Source organism: Rubritepida flocculans DSM 14296 (assembly GCF_000425365.1).
Lineage (GTDB): Bacteria > Pseudomonadota > Alphaproteobacteria > Acetobacterales > Acetobacteraceae > Roseococcus > Roseococcus flocculans.
Window position 1 is genome coordinate 266,481 of record NZ_AUDH01000002.1, and the last position, 18,006, is coordinate 284,486.

The window sequence follows — 18,006 nt, forward strand, 5'->3', positions numbered from 1 at the left end:
TGGTGTGGCGGCTGCGCGCCGCGGGGTGAAAAATGCCCTCTGAGGGTTTCCTCTCCCGCTGGTCGCGCCGCAAGCAGGCCTTCGCGCGCGGCGAGGGGCCGGCCGAGCCCGCGCCCGAGCCGCCGCCCGCGGCCGCCCCCGGCCTCGTTCCGCCGCCCGAACCGGCCGCGCCGCCTCCCGCCCCGGCGGTCGAGGCCGCCGCGCCCGCGGAGGCCGAGCCAGAGTTCGACCTGTCCAGCCTGCCGGACATCGAGACCATCACGGCCGCCACCGACATCCGCGTCTTCTTCCACAAGGCGGTGCCCGAGGCGCTGCGCCAGGCGGCGCTGCGCAAGGCCTGGGCGACGGACCCGGTGATCAGCACCTATATGGGCCCGCTGGACTATGCCTGGGACTTCAACACGCCGGGGGGCCTGCCCTACGGCTTCGCCTCCGAACTGGGCGAGGTGGGGGAGAAGCTGCGCGAGCTGATCGCTCAGGCGATCGGCGAACCGCCGGCCCGGCCCGATTCCGAGGCCGAGGCCGAGCCCGGATCGCCCCCCGCGGCGCTGGCGGAGGCCGCCGATGCCCCTCCGGCCGATGAGGCCGCCCCGCTCGAGGCGCCCCCTTCGCCGCTGCGTCTCGCGCAGGACGCCCCGGCGGAGGATTCGCCGCCCTCTCCCGCCCCCGAGGCGCCCGCCGAACCCCCTCCGCCGCGGCGGCGGCATGGCGGGGCCCTGCCGGTGTGATGGCAGGGCGGGGAGGGGGGTAGTTGCAATCGCCTCGCAATTGCACTATCTGAAAAACCTGACATCCTTTCGCCATCCCCGGTTGACGCGGGTGCAGTTTCTTTGCACGCTCCGCGGCAATGAAGCAGGAAGCGCATGCTGGGGCGCTGGACGCCGCGATCGCCGCGGCCGGGGGGATGGAAGCCTTCCAGGCCGCGCTGGGCGTTGCGCGCCGCACCGTCTTCCTCTGGAAGCAGCAGGGCGTTCCGGCAGAGCGCGTGCCGGAGATCGAGGCCGCCACCGGCGTGCCCCGCCACAAGCTGCGCCCCGACCTCTGGGCCCCGCCGGGCGCCATCGCCGACCCGATGCGCGAGGGCCGGGCCAACCTCTATGCGCTGCTCGGCCATCTGCTGAGCGATGTGCCGGCGCCCGCGGTGCTCGCGCGCCTCGCCGCCCTGCCCGCCGACGACACGCCTCTCGGCGCCGCGCTGGGCGCGCTCTCGGCCGCCGCCCGGGTGGCGAGGCCGGAGGCCCTGGAGCGCGAGTATCACGCCTTGTTCATCGGGCTGGGCCGCGGAGAGCTGCTGCCCTTCGCCTCCTACTATCTCACGGGCTTCCTGCACGAGCGGCCGCTGGCGGAGCTGCGCGCCGATCTCGGCCGGCTGGGCATCGTCCGCGCCGAGGGCGTCTATGAGCCCGAGGACCACATCGCCTTCCTCTGCGAGACCATGGCCGGGCTGCTGCGCGGCGGGACGCCGGAGGAGGCGGACGCGCTGTTCGCGCGGCATATCCGCCCCTGGGCGGGTCGTTTCTTCGCCGACCTGTGCGTGGCCGAGAACGCGGTGTTCTACCGCGCCGTCGGCGGGCTGGGTCGGGCTCTGATGGATGTGGAACTGGCGGCGGCGGAGCTGCCCGCCTGAGGCTTCAACGGGTGACTGGGAAGGAGTTCGCCATGGCGAGCAATGACGACAAGGGCGCGAGCAAGCGCCGCGGCTTCCTGAAGACGCTGGGCATCGGCACCGCCGCGGCCGCCGCCGCGGCCTCGCCCGCGCTGGCGCAGCGCGCCGACAGCGTGCCCGCCCGCGAGGCGCGCAAGGAGAACGCCCAGCAGCGCGTGGCGGCCCGCTACCAGGCGAACTCCGCGCATGTGCAGAACTTCTACCGCACCAACCGCTACGAGTACTGAGCGCCGGGAGAGGAAGAACAACAATGCTCATCAAGCGTTCCGACGGGGCCCGCGCCAAGCAGCGGCTCGCTTCGGCCTATCAGGGCCTCTCCGCCGGCGGCATGGACCGCCGCTCCTTCCTCAAGACCGCGGGGCTCGCGGGCGCCGGCGTGGCCGCGCTGGCGGGCATCGCGCCGCGCATGGCCGAGGCCGCGGGCGCCGCGACCGGCGTGCATGACCTCTCGCGCCCCATCCAGCGGGTGAAGAATCTCTGCACCCACTGCTCGGTGGGCTGCACGGTCACGGCCGAGGTGCAGAACGGCGTCTGGGTGGGCCAGGAGCCGACCTGGGAGAGCCCGATCAACCGCGGCACGCACTGCGCCAAGGGCGCCTCGGTGCGCGAGCTGGTGCATGGCGACCGCCGGCTGAAGTACCCGATGAAGCTGGTGAACGGCCAGTGGCAGCGCATCACCTGGGATGTGGCGATGAGCGAGATCGCCGACCGGATGATGGCGATCCGCGCCGCCTCCGGCCCTGACTCCGTGTACTGGCTGGGCAGCGCCAAGTTCTCCAACGAGGGCGCCTATCTGTTCCGCAAGTTCGTGGCCTTCTGGGGCACGAACCACGTGGACCACCAGGCGCGCATCTGCCACTCGACGACGGTGGCGGGTGTGGCGAACACCTGGGGCTATGGCGCGCAGACCAACAGCTACAACGACATCCGCAACTCCAAGACCATGATCATCATGGGCGGGAACCCTGCAGAGGCGCATCCGGTCTCGCTGCAGCACGTGCTCTCCGGCAAGGAGATCAACCGTGCGAACATGATCGTGATCGACCCGCGCTACACCCGCACGGCCGCCCACGCCACGGAATATGTGCGCATCCGCCCGGGCACGGACATCCCGGTGATCTGGGGCATCCTCTGGCACATCTTCGAGAATGGCTGGGAGGACAAGGAGTTCATTCGCCAGCGCGTCTACGGCATGGACGAAATCCGCGCCGAGGTCGCGAAGTGGAACCCGCAGGAGGTGGAGCGCGTGACCGGCGTGCCGGGCGCGCAGCTCCGCCGGGTGGCGGAGATGTTCGCCACGCAGAAGCCCTCCACGCTGATCTGGTGCATGGGCACCACGCAGAAGACGGTGGGCACGGCGAATGTGCGCGCCTACTCGGTGCTGCTGCTGGCCACCGGCAATGTCGGGGCGGAGGGCACAGGGGCCAACATCTTCCGCGGCCACTGCAACGTGCAGGGCGCCTCGGATTTCGGCCTCGATGTGGGCACGCTGCCGGCCTATTACGGGCTGGACGAGACGGCGTGGCGGCACTGGAGCCGCGTCTGGGGCGTCTCCTTCGAGTCCATGCGCGCGCGCTTCGACACGCCGCAGATGATGAACACGCCCGGCATCCCCTCCACGCGCTACATGGATGCCGTGCTGCTGCCCAAGGACCAGGTGCAGCAGCGTGACAACCTCAAGGGCATGATCGTGTTCGGCCACGGCGGCAACACCGTGACCCGCATGCCCGAGGCGCAGCGGGCCCTCGATGCGCTGGACCTGCTGGTGGTCGCGGACCCGCACCCCACCACCTTCGCGGTGCTGCACAACCGGCGCGAGAACACCTATCTGCTGCCCATCGCCACGCAGTTCGAGTGCTCGGGCAGCCGCACCAGCTCCAACCGCTCGGTGCAGTGGGGCGAGAAGATCGTGAACCCGATCTTCGAGAGCCGCACCGACTACCGCGTGATGTTCGACCTGGCCAAGGCGCTCGACGCCGCGGCGCAGCGCCGGAACATGACCATCCGCTTCGCGGAGGACATGTTCAAGCACTACGACATCCAGAACGGCGAGCCGACGCCCGAGAGCATCCTGCGCGAGATCAACCGCGGCGCCTGGGGCACCGGCTATAGCGGCATCAGCCCCGAGCGGCTGAAGCTGCACATGCAGCACCAGGACAAGTTCGACCTGGTGACGCTGCGCGCCAAGCCGGACGCCCCGGCGGAAATCCGCGGCGACTACTACGGCCTGCCCTGGCCCTGCTGGGGCACGCCGGAGCAGCGCCACCCCGGCAGCCACATCCTCTACAACACCAACCTCGCGGTGAAGGATGGCGGCGGCACCTTCCGCCCGCGCTTCGGTCTGGAGCGCAACGGCGTGACGCTGCTGGCCGAGGGCAGCTACTCGAAGGACAGCGACATCCGCGACGGCTACCCCGAGTTCACGGTGGCGCTGCTCAAGCGGCTCGGCTGGTATGACGAGCTCACGGCGGCCGAGAAGGCGACCATCGCCGAGATCGGCCAGGGCCTGGGCGGCGAGGACCGCGTCTCCTGGATGACGGACCTCTCGGGCGGCATCCAGCGCGTGGCCATCGCGCATGGCTGCTCGCCCTTCGGCAACGGCAAGGCCCGCGCGGTGGCGTGGAACCTGCCCGACCCGGTGCCCGTGCATCGCGAGCCGATCTACACGGCCCGCCCGGACCTGATCGCCCAGTACCCGACCCTGCCGGACCGGCGCGGCTTCCGCCTGCCGCATCTCGGCCAGTCGGTGCAGGCGCGCAGCCCCGAGGTGTTCCGCAACTTCCCGATCATTCTCACCTCCGGCCGACTGGTGGAGTACGAGGGCGGCGGCGAGGAGACGCGCTCGAACAAGTGGCTGGCCGAGCTGCAGCAGGACATGTTCGTGGAGATCAACCCGGCCGACGCCGCGGCGCGCAACATCCGCGACGGCGCCTGGGTGTGGGTCACCGGCCCGGAGAACAACAGCCGCGCCCGCGTGAAGGCGCTGGTGACGGAGCGCGTGGGGCCGGGTGTGGCCTTCATGCCCTTCCACTTCGCCGGCTGGTTCATGGGCGAGGACCAGCGCCGCAAGTATCCGCAGGGGACGGACCCCGTGGTGCTCGGCGAATCGGTCAACGCCATCACCACCTACGGCTATGACCCCGTCACCTTCATGCAGGAGACGAAGGTCACGCTCTGCCAGATCCGTGCCGCCTAAGGGAGAACCAGCAACATGGCCCGCATGAAGTTCCTCTGCGACGCGGACCGCTGCATCGAGTGCAACGCCTGCGTCACCGCCTGCAAGAACGAGCACGAGGTGCCCTGGGGCATCAACCGGCGCCGCGTCGTCACCATCAATGACGGCCGGCCCGGCGAGCGCTCGATCTCCATGGCCTGCATGCACTGCACGGACGCGCCCTGCGCGGCCGTCTGCCCCGTGTCCTGCTTCTACACGACGGCGGATGCCATCGTGCTGCACGACAAGGATCTGTGCATCGGCTGCGGCTACTGCTTCTACGCCTGCCCCTTCGGCGCGCCGCAATATCCGCGCGTCGGCAACTTCGGCGGGCGCGGGAAGATGGACAAGTGCACCTACTGCGCGGGCGGCCCGCAGCAGGACAACACCCTGGTCGAGTACACGCAGTACGGCGCGAACCGCATCGCCGAGGGCAAGCTGCCGCTCTGCGCCGAGATGTGCTCGACCAAGGCGCTGCTCGCCGGCGATGGCGAGATGATCGCGACCATCTACCGCGAGCGCGTGCAGCGGCGCGGCTATGGCTCGGGCGCCTGGGGCTGGCGCACGGCCTATCGCACCACGGTCAACGCCTGATGATCCGGCGGCCCGGGCTTCCCCGGGCCGCTTCCCCTTCTCCCGCCGCGCGGCCGCTCTGCCGGGGCCGCGCGCATCGGAACCGGGCACAGACCCGCTGATCCGGAGGAAGTCACATGCGGCGCATCCTTCTCGCACCCTTCATGGTGCTGTTCCTGGCGCTGGCCGCGCCCGGCCTGATCGGCGGCGCCCTCGCGCAGCCCGCGGCCGGCGCGCGCGGCGCCATCTCGGCCGAGGAGCTCGAGCTCCAGCGCATGCTGCAGGGCGGGCGCATCGAGGGCCGCACCACCCTGCCCGACGCGCAGTCCGAGGTGCTGATCCAGCCGGCCGGCAAGGCCTGGCGGGACTTCCACAACGTCACGCTGGCCTGGGTGGGCGGCATCGCGGTGGGCGGCATGCTGCTCATCCTCATCGCCTTCTACCTCGGGCGCGGGAAGATCATGGTGGAGGGTGGCCTTTCGGGCCGGACCATCCAGCGCTTCAACCTGCTCGAGCGCGCCAACCACTGGATGGTGGCCACCTGCTTCATCATCCTGGGGCTGACGGGGCTGAACCTCACCTTCGGCCGCCACCTGCTTCTGCCGATCGTCGGGCCCGAGGCCTTCACCGCCATCTCGCTCTACGGGAAGATCCTGCACAACTTCCTGGCCTTCCCCTTCACGCTCGGCATCGTGCTGATGCTGCTGCTCTGGGTGAAGGACAACATCCCGAACGGCCGCGACATCGAGTGGTTCAAGCAGGGCGGCGGGCTGATCGGGAAGGGCCATCCCAAGGCCGGGCGCTTCAACGCCGGGCAGAAGATGGTGTTCTGGATCACCACGCTGGGCGGCGCGGCGGTCGCTGTCTCCGGCTATCTGCTGATCTTCCCCTTCTGGGGCGAGTTCGGCGTGGCCGAGATGCAGCTCGCGCACATCGTGCACTCCATCATCTCGGTGCTGATGATCGCGGCGATGCTGGCGCACATCTACATCGGCTCCATCGGCATGCAGGGCGCCTTCGACGCCATGGGCACCGGCCAGGTGGACCTGAACTGGGCCAAGGAGCACCACAGCCTCTGGGTCGAGGAGCAGCAGAAGCGCGAGGCCGCCGCCCCGCGCGGCGCCCAGCCCGCGGAGTGAGGCCCGGCCCATGCGGGTGATCGGCCTCGCCGGCTGGAGCGGGGCCGGCAAGACCACGCTTCTCGCCAAGCTCATCCCCTGCCTCACCGGGCAGGGGGTTTCCGTTTCCACGCTCAAGCACGCCCATCACCGCTTCGACCTGGACCAGCCGGGCAAGGACAGCCACACCCACCGTATGGCGGGCGCGCGCCAGGTGCTGATCTCCTCGGCGAACCGCTGGGCGCTGATGAGCGAGCTGCGCGGCGCGCCCGAGCCGGGGCTGCGCGAGCTCCTCGCGAAGCTCGACCCGGTGGACCTCGTGATCATCGAGGGCTTCAAGCGCGACACCCACCCGAAGATCGAGGTGCACCGCGCCGCCAACGGCAAGCCCTGGATCTTCCCCGAGGACCCCATGATCCGCGCGGTGGCGAGCGACACGCCGCCGCCCGAGGGCGCGCCCGAATCCTTCCACCTGGACGACGCCCCGGCCATCGCCGCCGCCCTGCTGCGCCTCGCGGTTCCGCGCGCCGCGCTGTAGGAAGGGCGCATGGCCCAGCTCTCGGACGACTGCTTCGCCTTCGGCGGCGCGCTGCTCTCCGTCGAGGCCGCGCAGGCGCTGATCCTGGAGCGGGTCTCGCCCCTGCCCGGCGTGGAGGAGGTGCCGCTGCCCGCCGCGCTCGGCCGGGTGCTGGCCGGCCCGCTCATCGCGCGCACGCCGCTGCCCCCCTTCTTCAACTCGGCGGTGGACGGCTACGCCTTCCGTCACGCGGACCTGACGCCGGGCGCGGAGACGCGGCTCGCCCTCGCCGGGCGCATCGCCGCCGGGGCGCGCGGCGGCCCGCTCGCCCCCGGCACGGCGGCGCGCATCTTCACCGGCGCGCCCATGCCCGAGGGCGCCGACACGGTGATGATGCAGGAGGATGCGCGGCTGGAGGGCGAGGCGCTGCTCCTCCCCCCCGGCCTCAAGCCCGGGGCGAACTGCCGCCCGGCGGGCGAGGATGTGCCCGCGGGGGCCGAGGCGCTGGCCGAGGGCACGCGGCTGCGCGCGCCCGAGATCGGGCTCGCCGCCGCGCTGGGCGTCGCGCGGCTGCCGGTGCGGCCGCGGCTGCGCGTGGGCGTCTTCTCCACGGGCGATGAGCTGGTCTCGCCCGGCGCGCCGCTCGGCCCGGCGCAGACCTACGATTCCAACCGCTTCACGCTCATGGCGCTGCTCGCCGCCCTGCCGGTGGAGGTGACCGATCTCGGCATCCTGCCCGACCGCGCCGAGGCCACGGCGGCGGCGCTGCGCGCGGCGGCGGCGGGGCAGGATCTGCTGCTGACCTCCGGCGGCGTCTCCACCGGCGAGGAGGACCATGTGCGCGCCGCCATCGAGGGGGCGGGGCGGCTGGTGTTCTGGCGGCTGGCGGTGAAGCCGGGCCGGCCGGCGGCCATTGGGGTGGTGGAGGGCACGCCCATGGTGGGGCTGCCCGGCAACCCCGTCGCGGCGGTGGTGACCTTCCTGCACCTGGCGCGGCCGCTGATCCTGCGGCTGGCCGGGGCGCGGCCCGAGGCGCTGCCGCGCTTTTCCGTCACCGCCGATTTCGCCTACCGCAAGAAGGCGGGGCGGCGGGAGTATGTGCGCGTGGCGCTGGAGGGCGCGCGGGCCCGGAAATTCCCGCGCGAGGGCGCGGGGCTGCTCACCTCGCTCACCCTCTCCGACGCCTTCGCCGAGCTGCCCGAGGAGGTGACGCAGGTGGCCCCCGGCGACACGGTGCGGGTGCTGCCCTTCGCGGCGATCTTCTGACACTCTCCCGCCCAAGGGAGAGAGACATGTCCGACCACGTCCTGATCGAGCACGCCGGGCCCGTGCGCACCATCCGCCTGCACCGGCCGGAGAAGAAGAACGCGCTGACGCGGGCGATGTATGGCGCCATGGCCGCCGCCCTGAACGCGGCGGCGGAGGAGGAGGCGGTGCGCGCCGTGGTGCTGGCCGGCGGCGCGGACTTCACCGCCGGCAACGACATCGCCGATTTCGCCGACGCCACCGCCCGCGCGCCGGGCGAGCCTGGGGCGGGCTTCCTCTTCCTCGAGGCGCTGGCCGCCTTCCCCAAGCCCGTGCTGGCGGCGGTGCGCGGCCATGCGGTGGGCATCGGCACCACGCTGCTGCTGCATTGCGACGTGGTGGTGGCCTCCGAGACGGCGCGGCTGATGACGCCCTTCACGAAGCTCGCCCTGGTGCCGGAGGGCGGCTCCTCCCTGCTGCTCGCCCAGCGCGTCGGCCCCGCGCGGGCGAGCTGGTGGCTGCTCTCGGGCGAGGCCTTCAGCGGGCGGGAGGCGGCGGAGGCCGGGCTCGCCACCTGCGCCCTGCCCGATGCGGAGGTGGAGGCCGAGGCCGCGCGCCGTGCCGCGCAGCTCGCCGCGCTGCCGCCCGGCGCGGTGCGGGAATCGAAGCGCCTGATCCGCGCGCCCCAGGCCGCCGCGCTGCAGGCCGCCATGGCGGCCGAGCGCGCGAGCTTCGGCGAGCGGCTGCGCAGCGCCGAGGCGCAGGCCGCCTTCGCGGCTTTTCTCAGGCGGTCGGCGTGATGCGGCCGGCGGTTTCGCCGGACCTGTCCGGCGCGCCGGGATGGTGGGCGTCGGCGTGCAAAGACAAGCGCGTGCCACCGGCCGCTGGCATGAGCACCACGCGCCCGATGGCCCGGCGCGCGCGCAGCTCCGCCATCGCCTCGCGGAAGGCCTCGAGCGGATAGGCGGCGTGGAGTTCGGGCCGCAGCCTGCCCTGCGCCCACCACTCCATCAGTTGCTGCCAGAGGGCGCGCACGCGGGGCGCGTGGCGCTCCCGCCCGTCGCCCGGCGACCAGCCGACATAGCTGCCCCAGTTGAAGCCCGCCACCGCGATGTTCTTGAGCAGCAGGATGTTGGCCGCCACGCTCGGGATGCCGCCGCCCGCATAGCCGATGGTGACGAGCGTGCCCCCATCGCCGAGGCAGCGCAGCGCCTCGTCGAAGGCGGGGCCGCCCAGCGTGTCCAGCACGCAGGCCACCCCTGCGCCGCCGGTGGCCTCGCGCACCGCCTCGCGGAAGGGAAGGGCGGAATCGAGGATCACCTCCGCCCCGCGCGCGGCCAGCGCCGCGTGCTTGGCCGCCCCGGCGCGGGCGATGACGCGGCAGCCCATGGCGCGGACCACCTCCACGCCGGCGAGCCCCACGCCGCCCGCCGCGCCGAGCACCAGCACCCACTCGCCCGGGCCGGGCCTGGCGCGCCAGAGCAGGGCCCCGGCGGCGGTGGGGTAGCTGATTGGGAAGGCCACCGCGGCGAGATGCGGCAGCCCCTCGGGGATGGGGACGCAGTGGATGGCATCAGCCACCGCCTGCTCGGCGAAGCCGCCCCAGTCGAGCACGGCGAAGACGCGCGTGCCGGCGGGCAGCGGCCCCTCCAGCACCCGGCCCACCACCTCGGTGCCCGGCACGAAGGGCAGGGGCGGCTTGCGCTGGTATTTCCCCGCCACCACGAGCTGCGTGGCGAAGGAGACGCCCGCCGCCTCCACCGCGAGGCGCACGGCGCCGGGGCGCAGCGGGGGCGGCGGGATGTCCTTCACCTCCAGCGCGTCGAAGTCGCGCCAGCTCTCGCAGACCAGGGCGCGCACGGCGTTCCTCCCTCGCGTGTTTGCCGCCAGGATAGGCGCGCAACGGAGGAACGGCCATGACGAAGCCCTATGAGGGCCTGTTCGTGCTCGACGCGGCGCAGGGCATCGCGGGGCCCTATTGCGGCATGCTGCTGGCGCTGTGCGGGGCGACGGTGGTGAAGCTCGAACCCCCGAAGGGCGACTGGTCGCGCGGGCTCACCGCGCGCGCGGGCGGCCATTCGGTCATGTCCACCGCCTTCAACCGGGGCAAGAAGGGCGTGGTGCTCGACCTCGCGACCGAGCAGGGCCGGGCGCGGGCCGGGGCCCTCGCCGCGCGGGCGGATGTGCTGATCGAGGCCTTCCGCCCCGGGGTTGCCGCGCGTATCGGGCTCGGGCCGGAGCGGGCGAAGCCGGATGCCGTCTGCGTCTCCGTCTCCGGCTTCGGCCAGCAGGGGCCCTATGCCGAGCGCCCCTGCACCGATGGGGTGGCGCAGGCCTTCTCGGGCCTGGTGGCGCTCAATGCGGGGATGGACGGGGTGCCGCACAAGGCGGGCACGCTGGTGGTGGACGTGTTCACCGGCCTCTCCGCCTTCGCCGCCTGCCAGGCCGCGCTGGCCGAGCAGGCGCGGGACCGCGCGGCGGGCGCGGCCCCGCGGCGTCGGCTTCTCGACATCTCGCTCATGCAGGCCGCGGCCTCGCTGATGGTGCTGCCCCTGGCCGAAGCGGGGCTGCTCGGCCGGTTGCCGGCGGAGATGAACTTCCCCGCCGGCGCCTGGCCCGCGGCGGACGGCGCCTTCGTGATGATCGCGATGGTGCGGGAGGAGGAGTTCGTCACCCTCTGCCGCGAGCTCGGCCTGCCCGATCTGCCGAGCGACCCGCGCTTCGCAAGCTTCCCGCAGCGCGCCGCGCACAAGGCCGCTCTGCGCCCCATCCTGGAGGCGGCCTTCCGCACGCGCCCCGCCGCCGAATGGGTGGCGCGGCTGCAGGCGGCGCGGATGCTGTGCGAGCGGGTGAACACCCCGCTCGACTGGCTGGCCGATCCGCATGTGCAGGCGGTGGGGGCGGCCCCCTTGTTCGCCCAGCCGGGCCTCGGCACGCTGCCCTTCCCGCTCATCCCCGGGCTCGGCGCGGCCGGCGCGCCCGCCCCGGGCCTGGGCGAGCACGACGCCTTCCTCACCGAACTCGGGATCTGAGCCCATGCCGCAGGACGCCCAGGGAAACGCCGCCAGCTTCGCCTCGGAGGCCGCCGCGGCGGCCTTCGACGCGGCGGTGGAGGCCTTCCTCAAATACCGCTTCGACACCCCGCTGCGGCTGAAGGAGGCGCTGAAGCTCGACGCCGAGGCGCCGATGCTGCACGTGATGAAGGCGGGCTTCGCGCTGCTGGCCTACAACGCCGCGCATCTCCCCGCCGCGCGGGCGGCCATCGCCGCGGCCCGCGGCTTCGGCCCCAACCCGCGCGAGGCGCGCCACCTCGATGCGCTGCAGGCCTGGGCCGATGGGGCGCAGGAGCGCGCGCTGGCCGTCTGGGAGGACATCCTGGCGCAGCACCCGCGCGACATGCTGGCCTTCCGCTTCCACCACTTCTCGGCCTTCTGGATGGGGCGGCCCGAGGCGATGCTGGCGAGCGTGGAGCGCAGCCTGCCCCATTGGGGCGAGGAGATCCCGGGCTACGGCTCCATGCTCGCCTGCCGCGCCTTCGCCAACGAGGAATGCGGGAACTACGTGGTGGCCGAGAATGCGGGGCGCGAGGCCATCCGGCGCGACCCCGCCGATCTCTGGGCCGCGCACGCCATCGCGCATGTGCTGGAGATGCAGGGCCGCCGCGCCGAGGGCATCGGCTGGATCACGCGCCTCACCCCGCATTTCGGCGAGGGCAACAACCTGCGCCACCACATCTTCTGGCACCAGGCCATGTTCCACCTCGAGCGCGGCGAGCACGCGGAGGTGCTGCGCCTCTACGACGAGGGGTTCCGCAACCTCGACAGCCCGGTGACGCAGGTGCAGCCCGACCTCTACATCGACTGCCAGAACGCCGCCTCCATGCTGTTCCGGCTGGAGCGGCAGGGCGTGGATGTGGGCGCGCGCTGGGAGGAGCTGGCCGAGAAGGCCGAGGCGCGGATCGGCGACTGCCTCTCCGCCTTCACCCTGCCGCACTGGATGATGGCGCTGACCGCGACGGGCCGCCTGGCCGCCGCCGAGCGCATGCTGGAGGCGATGCGCGACTATGCCGGCGCGAACCGGGGCGAGAACCCGCGCATCGTCCGCGAGGCCGCGATCCCGGTCTGCGAGGCGCTGCTGCACCGCGCGCGGGGGGAATACGCGCAGGCCGTGGCGGCCATGCGCCCCGCGCTGGGTGGCATGTATGAGCTGGGCGGCAGCCATGCGCAGCAGGACGTGCTGGAGCAGCTTTTCCTGGATGTGGCGCTGAAGGCCGGCTTCCACGCCGATGCGGCGATGCTGCTGGAGCGGGTGCGCGGGCGCTGGCCCACCCCGCCCGAGCGGCGCGCGGGCTATGCCGAGGCGGCGCGGCGGCTGGGCTGATCCGGGCGGCAGGAGAGGGCCGGCGGTCCCGCCCGAGGGGGCGCGCGCAGGGTCGGGGGCCGGCGTGGCGGCCCGTGCATCGAGACACGACCATGCCATTGGTCGCGTCGCGGGGTCAGGCGCGGAAAACAGCGGCCGCCGGCATGGGTCTTTTCACGGGGCAAACAGGTGAAGTTTCATCTTTAAAGTGAGACAAAACAAACTGATTGATCTCGGCCTCCCGTAAGGGCATGGTTGCTCAGGAGCCCCACCGCGCCGCTTGTCTCAAAAAGCGCGGAAGCATCCGGAGAGGAGACGGTCCATGCCCAGCCATGCCGGAGGCCTTCACGCCTCCTGTGCGGAGCTCAGCCGATGAGTTCACTGGAATACGGGCTGGCGGCCGCCAGCCTCTCGGCCCTGGTCATGTTCGGGCTGTCGGCGCTGTTCTCGGCCCTCGGGCTGATGCCCTGAAACGGCCGGCGTGACCGCCGTCCGCCTCAGCCGCGGATCAGCACCACCGCCTCGATCTCGACCGGGATGCCGCGCGGCAGGCTGCCCATGCCGACGGCCGAACGCGCGGGCCGCCCGTTCTCGCCGAACACTTCCACGAAGAGGTCGGTGCAGCCGTTGATCACCTCGGGCTGCTCGCCGAAATCCGGCGCCGCGCGCACCATGCCCAGCACCTTGAGGATGGTGTCCACCCGGTCGAGCGAGCCGAGCGCCCCCTTCATGTTGGCCAGCAGGTTGATGGCGCAGAGCCGCGCCGCCTCATAGCCCTGCGCCACGCTGAGATCCCGCCCCACCACGCCCGCCATGAAACTCCCATCGGGCTGGCGCGGCCCCACGCCGGAGAGGAACAAAAGCCCGCCCCCGATGCGCCACGGCACATAGTTGCCCATGGCCTTGGGCGGCGGCGGCAGCGTGATGCCGAGCGCGGCGAGACGGGCTTCTGCGGACATGGCGCGTTTCCTTCCTCAATGCGCCGCCGCGGCGGCGGGCTTCGCGCCGAGGGCGCCCTTCACCCGCTCGCGCAGCGTCTGGAACACCACGTAGAGCATCGGGATCATGAAGATCCCGAAGATCGAGGCGGCGAGCATGCCGCCGAACACCGGCAGCCCCACCGCCTGGCGCGAGAGCATCGCCGCCCCCGTGGCGGTAACCAGCGGCACGAGGCCCAGGATGAAGGCGAAGGAGGTCATCATCACGGCGCGGAAGCGCATGCGCGCGCCCATCACCGCGGCCTCCTTCACGCCGAGCCCCTTCTCCCGCTGCTCCTTCGCGAACTCCACGATCAGGATGCCGTTCTTCGCCGCCAGCGCGATGAGCACGACGAGGCCGATCTGCGCATAGACCGTGAGCGGCTTCTGCGCGACGAGGAGCGCGAGGAAGGAGCCGAGCCCGCCCACCGCCACCGAGAGCAGCACGGGCACGGGTATGGTCCAGCTCTCGTAGAGCGCCACGAGGAACAGGTAGGCGAAGAGCACCGCGAGCGCGACGAGCACGCCCGTCTGCCCCGCCGCCTGCTTCTCCTGGAAGGCGGTGCCGGTCCATTCGAAGCTGTATCCCGGCGGCAGCACCCGGCGCGAGATTTCCTCCATCGCCGCCAGCGCCGCGCCGGAGGAGACACCCGGCCGCGGCGCGCCGTTGAGCGTGAGCGAGCGGACGTTGTTGTAGCGCTGGATGGTCTGCGGCCCCAGCACCACGCGCACATCGGCGAAGGCGCGCAGCGGCACCATCTGCCCGCGGGCGTTGCGCACCTGCAGGCGCCAGATGTCGGGCAGGTCGTCCCGGTCGGGCGCCACGGCCTGGATGTTCACCTGCCAGGTGCGGCCGAACAGGTTGAAGTCGTTCACGTAGAAGCCGCCGAGCGAGGCCTGCAGCGTGGTGAACACGTCGCTGATGCGGATGCCCAGCGTCTGCGCCTTGTCGCGGTCGATGTCGAGGAACAGCGAGGGGGTGGTGGGCGAGAAGGTGGAGAACACCCCCATCAGCCGCGGATCCTGGTTCGCCGCCACCATCATCCCCAGCATGGCGGAGGCCATCTCCACCGGCTCGCGCCCCTCGAAGTCCTGGAGCTGGTATTCGAAGCCGCCGCCGGTGCCCAGCCCGATGATGGGCGGGATGTTGAAGGCGAAGACATTGGCGGTGCGGATGGCCTGCGCCTCGCCGAAGATGCGCTGGATGCCGAAGAACACGCTGTCCTGCACGCGGGTGCGCTCGGCGAAGGGCTTCATCCGCGCCACCATGAAGGCGGAGTTGGACTGCGCCCCGCCGTCGATCAGCGAGAAGCCGACGATGGCGAGGATGTTCTCCACCGCCGGGTTCGCGCGCAGCAGCTCCTCCACCTGGATCACCGCCTCGCGCGTGCGCGCCACCGAGGAGCCCTGCGGAAGCTGGAGCTGGATGAAGAAGGCGCCCTGGTCCTCCGCGGGCAGGAAGCCCGAGGGCGTGCGCTTGCCGATCTCGAGGATGCCCCAGGCGATGGCGGCCGTGACGACGAGCGAGAGCACCGCCACGCGCACCAGCCGCGCCACGATCCAGGCATAGCCGTCGCGCACCTTGTCGATGGCGCGCAGCACGTATTTGATCGGCCCGCGCTTCGGCCCGCCATGGCGCAGGATCATGGCGCAGAGCGCGGGCGAGAGGGTGAGCGCGTTGATCGCCGAGATCACCATCGCCACGCTGATCGTCACGGCGAACTGCGCGAAGAGCACCCCCGCCACGCCCGAGATCAGCCCGATGGGCACGAAGACCGAAAGCAGAACGAGGGTGATGGCGATGATCGGCCCCGTGATCTCGCGCATCGCCTTGTCGGTCGCTTCGGCGGGGGTGAGGTCGGGGTTCTCCTCCATCACGCGCTCGACGTTCTCGACCACCACGATCGCGTCGTCCACCACGATGCCGATGGCCAGCACCATGGCAAGCAGCGAGATGGTGTTGGCCGAGTAGCCGAGCGCGAGCAGCACGGCGAAGGTGCCGATCAGGCTGACCGGCACGGCCACCGTGGGAATGACGGTGGCGCGCAGCGAGCCGAGGAAGAGATAGACGACGACCACGACGAGGATGAAGGCCTCGATCAGCGTCTTGATCACCTCGCGCATCGTCTCCACGACGAAGGTGGAGGTGTCGTAGATCACCGTGGTCCGCATCCCCTGGGGGAAGCGCTGGCCGAGGCTGTCCAGCGTGGCGCGCACCCGGCCCGCCACCTCCACCGCATTGGCGCCGGGCGAGAGGTAGATGCCCATGGTGATGGTGGGGCGCTGGTTGAGCCGCGCCTCCGTGTCCATGTTCGCCGCGCCGAGCTCGATGCTCGCCACGTCGCGCAGCCGCAGCGTCGAGCCGTCGGGGTTGGCGCGCACCACGATCTCGCCGAACTGCTCGGGGCTCGTCAGCCGGCCCTGGGTCTGGATGTTGAACTGGAACTGCTGGTCCTCGCTCACCGGGCGGGCGCCGATGCGCCCCGCGGCGGCCTGGATGTTCTGCGCCTGGATGGCGGCGATGATCTCGGAGGGCGTGATGTTGAGGTTGTTCAGCCGGTCCACCTCGAACCACACGCGCATCGAGTAGTCCTGCGCGCCGAACATCTGCACGTCGCCCACGCCGGGCAGGCGGCGCAGCGTGTCCAGCATGTTGATGGTGACGTAGTTCGAGAGGAAGAGCGTCGAATGCTCCGGATTGTCGGAGGAGACGCCGACGAACTGCAGCACCGCCGCCGACTGCTTGCGCACCGTGACGCCGCCGCGCTGCACCTCGGCCGGCAGCCGCGCCAGCACGCCCTGCACGCGGTTGTTCACGTTCACCGTGTTGATGTCGGGGTTCGTGCCCAGCGCGAAGGTCACGATCAGGCTGTAGCTGCCGTCATTGGCGCTGTTGGAGCGCATGTAGAGCATGCGGTCCGCGCCGTTCACCGCGCTTTCGATGGGCTGGGCCACGGTGGCCTCGACCACCCCGGCGGAGGCGCCCGGGTAGCGCGCCGTGACCTGCACCGTGGGCGGGACGATCTCGGGGAACTGCGCCACCGGGATCTGCATGAGCGAGAGCAGCCCCGCCAGCGTCATCACGATGGAGATGACGATGGCGAAGCGCGGGCGGCGGATGAAAAGGGCGGAGAACATCGGCCGCTCAGCCCGGCCGGCCCTGCATGCCCGTCGGCCGCGGGGGCGCGCCGGCGGGGGCGGCGTTCACCGGCTGGCCCGGGCGGACGCGCTGCACGCCCTCCACGATCACGCGCTCGCCGTCCTCGAGCCCCGACTCCACCACCGCGGTTTCCGCCGTGCTGCGCCCGAGCCGGATGTTGCGCCGCTGCGCGCGCCCCTCGGCGTCCACCACGAAGACGAAGAAGCCCTGCTGGTCCTGCGCCACGGCGGCGCGCGGAATGGCGATGGCCTGCACGGGCTGCGCGCCCTCCAGCAGCACCGTCACGAACTGGCCGTCGAGAAGGGTCCGCCCGCCGGCCAGCGCCGTGCCATGGCCCGCGCGCATGGGGTTGGGCAGGGAGGCGCGCATCAGCAGCGTGTCCGTCTCGCGGTTCAGCGCGGTGTCGATGAAGTCCACCCGGCCGACATGCTCATAGACGCGCCCGCCGGCGAAGCGGATGCGCACCTGCAGCGCCTCCGCCCCGCCGCGCGCCTCGAAGCGCTCGCGCAGCTCCTGCGCCTGGCGGGAGGAGACGTTGAAGGCCACGCGCATGGGATCCTGGCTGGTGATGGTGGCCAGCACCTCGCTGCTCGGCGAGACGACATTGCCCGGCGTGAAGGTGGAGCGCCCGATGGCGCCCGAAATGGGGGCCGTGATCTCGGTGTAGGCGAGGTTGATCTCCGCCACCCGCACCTGCGCCTGGGCGCTCAGCACCTGGGCGGCGGCCACGCGCTCCTGCGCCAGCGCATTGTCCAGCGCCACCTGGGTGCCCGCTCCGGTGGCGCGCAGCTCGCGCGCGCGCGCCAGCGCGACGCGCGCGTTGTAGAGCTGCGCCTCGGCCGAGGCCACCGCCGCGCGCGCCTGTTCGAGCTGCGCCTCGAAGGGCGCGCGCTCGATGCGGAACAGCAGCGCGCCCTCCTCCACCTCGCTGCCCTCCTGGAAGAGGCGTTCCTCCAGATAGCCCGTCACGCGCGCGCGGATGTCCACGCGCTGGATGGCCTCCACGCGGCCGATGAACTCCGTCAGTTCCGTCACCGCCTGGCGGCGCGCCTCCACCACGCCCACCGCCGGCGGGCCGGCGGGGCCGAACTGCGCCGCCGCGGGCAGCGGGGCGAGCAGCAGGGCGAGAAGGAACAGGCCAGCACGCATGAAGGGGCACCTCGTCATGGCGCGCAGC

Annotated in this window: 15 protein-coding genes; 11 read left to right on the plus strand and 4 right to left on the minus strand. The window is 72.0% G+C overall.

The features are described 5' to 3' along the window. The first annotated feature begins 32 nt into the window (after positions 1-32). The 9 genes from H596_RS19955 to H596_RS0103885 all read left to right on the plus strand — a co-directional run bounded on the left by H596_RS19955 (position 33) and on the right by H596_RS0103885 (position 9,133). Positions 33-728, plus strand: a complete 696-nt coding sequence (locus tag H596_RS19955) for a DUF3306 domain-containing protein (protein ID WP_051212328.1) — start codon at positions 33-35, stop codon at positions 726-728. Positions 729-847: 119 nt separating this feature from the next. Continuing rightward, positions 848-1,627, plus strand: coding sequence for a molecular chaperone TorD family protein (locus H596_RS0103850; protein WP_027283776.1), 780 nt, complete (start codon positions 848-850; stop codon positions 1,625-1,627). Between the two features lie 32 nt (positions 1,628-1,659). After that, complete coding sequence (locus H596_RS0103855; RefSeq protein WP_027283777.1) at positions 1,660-1,893, plus strand: twin-arginine translocation signal domain-containing protein; 234 nt, start codon at positions 1,660-1,662, stop codon at positions 1,891-1,893. Positions 1,894-1,916: 23 nt separating this feature from the next. After that, complete coding sequence (locus H596_RS0103860) at positions 1,917-4,862, plus strand: formate dehydrogenase subunit alpha (RefSeq protein WP_027283778.1); 2,946 nt, start codon at positions 1,917-1,919, stop codon at positions 4,860-4,862. 15 nt (positions 4,863-4,877) lie between these two features. After that, a complete protein-coding gene (fdh3B, locus tag H596_RS0103865; protein ID WP_027283779.1) occupies positions 4,878-5,474 on the plus strand; it encodes a formate dehydrogenase FDH3 subunit beta in 597 nt (198 codons plus the stop codon). 116 nt (positions 5,475-5,590) lie between these two features. Further along, positions 5,591-6,592: a formate dehydrogenase subunit gamma gene (locus tag H596_RS19960; RefSeq protein ID WP_037299867.1), complete on the plus strand. Its 1,002-nt coding sequence runs from the start codon at positions 5,591-5,593 to the stop codon at positions 6,590-6,592. A 10-nt stretch (positions 6,593-6,602) separates the two neighbouring features. Then, the gene (gene mobB, locus H596_RS0103875; RefSeq protein WP_027283780.1) at positions 6,603-7,109 is read left to right on the plus strand and encodes a molybdopterin-guanine dinucleotide biosynthesis protein B; all 507 of its coding nucleotides are present in this window, start codon (positions 6,603-6,605) and stop codon (positions 7,107-7,109) included. A 9-nt stretch (positions 7,110-7,118) separates the two neighbouring features. Beyond that, on the plus strand, positions 7,119-8,354 hold the full coding sequence (locus H596_RS0103880; protein ID WP_027283781.1) for a molybdopterin molybdotransferase MoeA: 1,236 nt from the start codon (positions 7,119-7,121) through the stop codon (positions 8,352-8,354). A gap of 26 nt (positions 8,355-8,380) precedes the next feature. Continuing rightward, entirely contained in the window at positions 8,381-9,133 is a 753-nt protein-coding gene (locus H596_RS0103885) for an enoyl-CoA hydratase-related protein (RefSeq protein WP_027283782.1), read from the plus strand. On the opposite strand, the gene H596_RS19965 is transcribed toward H596_RS0103885, so the two are convergent. Continuing rightward, positions 9,117-10,193 carry an NADPH:quinone oxidoreductase family protein gene (locus H596_RS19965; RefSeq protein WP_051212330.1) on the minus strand — a complete coding sequence of 359 codons (1,077 nt, stop codon included), beginning with the start codon at positions 10,191-10,193 and terminating at the stop codon, positions 9,117-9,119. The genes H596_RS0103885 and H596_RS19965 overlap by 17 nt on opposite strands. Positions 10,194-10,249: 56 nt before the next feature. Here H596_RS19965 and H596_RS19970 point away from each other — a divergent pair, with 56 nt between their 5' ends. Further along, complete coding sequence (locus H596_RS19970; protein WP_051212332.1) at positions 10,250-11,365, plus strand: CaiB/BaiF CoA transferase family protein; 1,116 nt, start codon at positions 10,250-10,252, stop codon at positions 11,363-11,365. A gap of 4 nt (positions 11,366-11,369) precedes the next feature. Beyond that, positions 11,370-12,713, plus strand: a complete 1,344-nt coding sequence (locus tag H596_RS0103900) for a tetratricopeptide repeat protein (RefSeq protein WP_027283783.1) — start codon at positions 11,370-11,372, stop codon at positions 12,711-12,713. A 476-nt stretch (positions 12,714-13,189) separates the two neighbouring features. Here H596_RS0103900 and H596_RS0103910 read toward each other — a convergent pair whose 3' ends face one another. From H596_RS0103910 to H596_RS0103920, 3 genes are read right to left on the minus strand one after another with little or no spacing between them, the layout of a single operon-like run. Further along, positions 13,190-13,651 carry a RidA family protein gene (locus H596_RS0103910; protein WP_027283784.1) on the minus strand — a complete coding sequence of 154 codons (462 nt, stop codon included), beginning with the start codon at positions 13,649-13,651 and terminating at the stop codon, positions 13,190-13,192. Positions 13,652-13,666: 15 nt separating this feature from the next. Further along, positions 13,667-16,807, minus strand: a complete 3,141-nt coding sequence (locus H596_RS0103915; protein WP_027283785.1) for an efflux RND transporter permease subunit — start codon at positions 16,805-16,807, stop codon at positions 13,667-13,669. A gap of 7 nt (positions 16,808-16,814) precedes the next feature. After that, positions 16,815-17,978 carry an efflux RND transporter periplasmic adaptor subunit gene (locus H596_RS0103920; protein WP_211225241.1) on the minus strand — a complete coding sequence of 388 codons (1,164 nt, stop codon included), beginning with the start codon at positions 17,976-17,978 and terminating at the stop codon, positions 16,815-16,817. Positions 17,979-18,006: the final 28 nt, after the last annotated feature.